This is a genomic window from Streptomyces sp. ATLC9 (genome assembly GCF_057196705.1).
Genome location: NZ_JBXUOY010000352.1, coordinates 1 through 4,671, shown reverse-complemented (window position 1 = coordinate 4,671; position 4,671 = coordinate 1). Strand labels below are relative to the sequence as shown.

Below are 4,671 nucleotides of genomic sequence, written 5' to 3'. Positions count from 1 at the left end.
GAACTGGCCCTGCTGGGCCGCGCGGAGGCGGCGCGGCAGGGCCGGTGAGACGCGCGCAGGCGGTGAGGGGTGCGCTCAGGCCGGGGCCAGGCTCGCCAGGTACGCCTGGGCCTTCTCCGGGTCGAAGAACCACTCCTCCAGGTCGGACGGGTCGCTGAAGGCGTTGGCGAAGCGGTTCGCCAGCTCCTGGTGCTCCATGCCCGCCCCGATCAGCCGCAGTACGTGCTCCGGCGGCGGCGCCAGCAGCCCGTTCGACCACTTGGTGACGTGCCGGGCGGTGTCCTCCCAGAAGCGTTCGAAGGTGGCCCGCATCCACTCCTCGTCGAACGGCCTGCCCCCGTGCTCCAGGATGGCGGCCAGATAGGTGGCGGCGCACTTGGAGGCGGTGTTGGAGCCCTGGCCGGTGATCGGGTCGTTGGCCACCACCACGTCCGCCACACCGAGCACCGCGCCGCCCGAGGGGAGGCGGCCGACCGGCTTGCGGACGGTCGGCGCGTAGCGGCCGGCGAGCGTGCCGCCCGCGTCGGTCAGCTCGACGCCGCGGGCCCGCTCGTACTCCCAGGGGGTGAAGCGCTTCATCAGCTCCAGCGTCAGGTCCAGGTGCTCGGCGGGGTCCTTGACGCTCTGAAAGACGTCCAGCGGGCCACCGGGGATCCCCTCCCAGAACATGATGTCGCAGGGGCCGGAGACGGTGTAACCGGGGATCATGAACAGCTCGCCGACGCCCGGCACCAGGTTGAAGCGCACCGCCAGCGTCTCGGGGTGCTCCGGACGCCGCTCCAGACCGTGCACGTAGGAGACCGCCAGCGCGCGCTGCGGCTTGTCGTACGGCGAGCGCGCCGCGTCGCGCTCGAACATCGTGACCAGCTCGCCCTTACCGGCCGCGACGAGCACCAGGTCGTAGGTGCGGGCGAAGAAGTCCAGGTCGGAGACGGCCGCGCCGTGGATGACGAGCTGACCGCCACGCTGGGCGAAGGTCTCCAGCCAGCCGGCCATCTTCACGCGCTGGTCGATCGACTGCGCGTACCCGTCCAGGTGGCCCACCCAGTCGATGACGCGCGAGCCCTCGGGGCCGACGACGGAGACGCCCAGACCCTCGGTGCGCGGGCTCTGGTCCTCCCAGAAATTGATCTCCAGGTCGCGCTCGTGCTGGAGCGCCTGGTCGAACATGCACTGGGTGGACATGACCCGGCCGCCGCGGATCTCGTCCGCCGTGCGGTTGGACATCACGGTGACCTCGTAGCCGTGCGACTGGAGGCCGAGCGCGAGCTGGAGACCGGACTGGCCGGCTCCGACGATGAGTATCTTCCGCATGGCGGTTCTCCCCTGGGGTGCCTGGGTGGTGGGGTGCCTGGGTGGTAGGGGTCGCGGGGCGCCGGTTCACGGGGCGCCGGAGCTGCCGGTCAGGCGGGGGTGAGGTCCAGCGCGTGGCCGACGAGCGCCGACAGCGAGTCGATGACCGTGTCCCTCTTGCGCGCGTCCATGATGACCACGGGCACGTGCTCGGGAACGGACAGCGCCTCGCGCACGTCCTCGGCCTCGTAGTACTCCGTCCCCTCGAAGTGGTTGACGGCGACGACGTAGGGAAGGGCGCAGCTCTCGAAGTAGTCGAGCGCCGGGAAGCAGTCCTCCAGCCGCCGGGTGTCGGCCATCACCACCGCGCCGATCGCACCGCGCGCCAGGTCGTCCCACATGAACCAGAAGCGCCGCTGGCCGGGGGTGCCGAAGAGGTACAGCACCAGGTCGGCGTCGAGGGTGACACGGCCGAAGTCCATGGCGACGGTGGTCGTGGTCTTCTCGGGAGTGGCCGTGATGTCGTCGGTCTCCTCGCTCGCCCGGGTCATCACCGCCTCGGTGGTCAGCGGTTCGATCTCGGAGACCGAGCCGACGAGGGTCGTCTTGCCCACGCCGAAGCCTCCCGCCACCACGATCTTGACGGAGATCGGGGCGCGTCCGCGCTCCTCCTGCCAGGGCTGGAGCTTCTCGGCGCTCTGTGCCGGGTCGTTCACGGCGTCCACCACGGGTCTTTCTCGGGGGTCTGCTTCGGGTCTGCTTCGGTGTCTGTGTCCTGCTGCTGCGCCGGGCGGGGTACGGGAGGGCCCGTCAGAGCCTGCGGAGTCCGCCCAGCACCCTCTCCAGCAGTGCGCGGTCGGGGCGGTCGCTGTCGTAGCCGGTGCCGTAGACCCGTATGCGTCCCTGGTCGGCGAGGTCGCTGAGCAGTACGCGCACCACACCCAGCGGCATGCGCAGGCGGGCCGCGATCTCGGCGACCGAGCGCATCCGGCGGCACAGTTCGACGATGGCCCGCATCTCGGGCATCACGCGGTCGCGCAGTCCCCCCGAGGTCAACTCCAGGCGTGCCTCGGGGGCCTCGATGGCGGCGACGAGGGTCTCCACCAGCAGGACGTGCCCGAAGCGGGTTCGGCCGCCGGTCAGCGAGTAGGGGCGCACGCGCGCGGGTTTGCGTACGGGCAGCGGGCTGTGGGAAGTCACTGGTCCAGCTCCATCGACGTGCGCAGCTCGGTGCGGAGTTCGGGGGTGAGGACGTGTCCGGCCCGGCCGACGAAGAGTGCCATGTGGTACGCGACGACGCTCATGTCGCAGTCGGGTGCGGCGTGGACGCCGAGCAGCGAGCCGTCGCTGATCGACATCACGAACAGGCTGCCCTCGTCCATCGCGACCATGGTCTGCTTGACGGGCCCGGCGTCCATCAGCTTGGAGGCGCCCTGGGTGAGGGAGCCGAGGCCGGAGACGATGGCGGCCAGGTCGGCGCCGGCGTCCCGGGGACCGCGCTCCCGCCCGCCCGGCGCCCGGCGCGGGGCGGCGCCCTCCGCGCGCTCCCCTCCGTCCGGTCCACCGCCGGGACCGGCGTCCCCGGCGGCTCTGCCCGGTTCGGAGGAGAGCAGGAGCAGGCCGTCGGAGGACACCACGGCGACGGACCGTACGCCGGGGACCTCGTCGACCAGGTTGGACAGCAGCCAGCGCAGGTTGCGTGCCTGCCTGCTGGGTGTGTGTGCGGTGGTGGGCGCGTTCACTTGCGTGCCTCCTCGACAGTGCCACCCGTGTCCGTCGCCTCCGCGCGGCCTTCCGCCGGGCCGTCGCTCCGTCCGGCGGTGGCCCGGTCGGCGGTGGCCCGGTCGGCGGTGCTCTGATCGGCGGCGATCCGCTCGGCGTCGATCTGCGCCGCCGCGTCGCGCTGGCCGTCCCGGGCGCCCTGCTGGAAGCCGCCGAGCCGCCTGCGCAGCTCGTCGGCCTTCAGCCCGCCCGTACGGGGGCGGGGGATGTCGGCTCCGGTCTCCACGGTCCGCGGTGTGCGTTTGGGGAGCCCCTTGGCGGTGACGACCCGCGGGGCGTGGGGGGTTCCGTCCTCCGGTGCGGGGGCCGGGACGGGTTCGGGCGCCGCCTCCGGAGCCGCCGCGGGCGCCTCGTCCAGGGTCCGGCTGTGCTCGCGGAGGTCCTCGGGCCCGACGTGGTACGGGCCCGCGGCCCGGACCAGGGCGCCGCGCGCGGGATCGGCCGCGGCCTCGCCGGCCTCCGCCGCGTCGGTGGCCTCGGTGACGCGGGCTGCCCCGGGGTGCGCGGTGTCCTCGGTGATCCGGGGAATCGGCGCGGTCTCGGTGACATCGGCGGTGCCGGAGGGGCCGGTGCCCGCGCTCCCGCCGTCCGCTCCCGTACCCGGTGCGTCCGTCTCCGGTGCGTCCGTCTCCGCCGGGCGTACGCGGTCCGGACGGGGCGGCAGCGCGTTGCCGTTGGCCTCGGCGACCGTGCCCGGCAGGGGCTGCGCGGTGCCCGCGGTGGCGGCCCTGGCCCCCGCGAGGGCTCCGGGCACCGGGCGGTCGGGCAGCAGGGCGCGCGGCAGGACGGCGACCGCGGCGATGCCGCCCTGCTTCTGCTCGCGCAGCTGCACCCGTACGCCGTGCCGCGCGGCGAGCCGGGCCACCACGTACAGGCCCATGCCGAGCACGTCGTCGTCATCGGGGGCGCCGAGGGCGCCGTCGGCCAGCTTGGCGTTCAGCTCGGCCAGCCGCTCGGGGGAGGAACCGATGCCCTCGTCCTGGACGGAGAGCATGATCTCGCCGTTCTCCAGCATCCAGCCCGACAGCCGCACCTCGGCCTCCGGCGGCGAGAAGGCGGTGGCGTTGTCGACCAGTTCGGCGATCAGGTGGCTGATGTCGTCGGCGGCGGAGCCGGAGACCCGGGCGTGCGGGGGCAGGGTGGCGATCTCCACCCGCTCGTAGCGCTCGATCTCGCTGACCGCGGCGCGCAGCACGTCCAGCAGCGGCACCGGTTCCAGATGGCCGGTGGTGTGCTCGGAGCCCGCCAGGAGGAGCAGGTTCTCGCTGTGGCGGCGCATCCGGGTGGCGAGGTGGTCGAGTTTGAACAGGGCGGCGAGCCGCTCCGGCTCCTTCTCCTCGTGCTCCATGGACTCGATCAGGGCGAGCTGCCGCTCCACCAGTCCCAGGGTCCGCAGCCCGAGGTGCACGAACGTGCCCCGGGAGGCGACCTGGCGGCGCTCCGGACGCCCCTCTCCGGTGCCCTTCGCGGACCCGTGGTCGCGCAGCAGCCTTTCGTGTTCGGCGGTCAGGGCGGTCAACCGCTCGCGCGCGGAGGCGAGTTCGGCCGCGAGGCCGGCGTCGCCGGCCTCGCGCGCGCGGCCGGTCCCCGCGGGAC

Annotated in this window: 5 protein-coding genes; all 5 read right to left on the bottom strand. The window is 73.5% G+C overall.

Going from position 1 to position 4,671, the window contains the following annotated elements:
• Window positions 1–75 precede the first annotated feature (75 nt).
• Complete coding sequence (locus AC2CJA_RS24395) at window positions 76–1,314, bottom strand: styrene monooxygenase/indole monooxygenase family protein (RefSeq protein WP_484604840.1); 1,239 nt, start codon at window positions 1,312–1,314, stop codon at window positions 76–78.
• Between the two features lie 89 nt (window positions 1,315–1,403).
• Entirely contained in the window at window positions 1,404–2,021 is a 618-nt protein-coding gene (locus AC2CJA_RS24390) for a GTP-binding protein (RefSeq protein WP_484604839.1), read from the bottom strand.
• Between the two features lie 82 nt (window positions 2,022–2,103).
• Window positions 2,104–2,493: a DUF742 domain-containing protein gene (locus AC2CJA_RS24385; protein ID WP_484604838.1), complete on the bottom strand. Its 390-nt coding sequence runs from the start codon at window positions 2,491–2,493 to the stop codon at window positions 2,104–2,106.
• A complete protein-coding gene (locus AC2CJA_RS24380) occupies window positions 2,490–3,035 on the bottom strand; it encodes a roadblock/LC7 domain-containing protein (protein ID WP_484604837.1) in 546 nt (181 codons plus the stop codon). The genes AC2CJA_RS24385 and AC2CJA_RS24380 overlap by 4 nt, the downstream gene beginning before the upstream one ends.
• Window positions 3,032–4,671 (bottom strand): sensor histidine kinase (locus AC2CJA_RS24375; protein WP_484604836.1); only part of this gene is annotated, 1,640 nt, incomplete at its 5' end. The genes AC2CJA_RS24375 and AC2CJA_RS24380, both read right to left, overlap by 4 nt.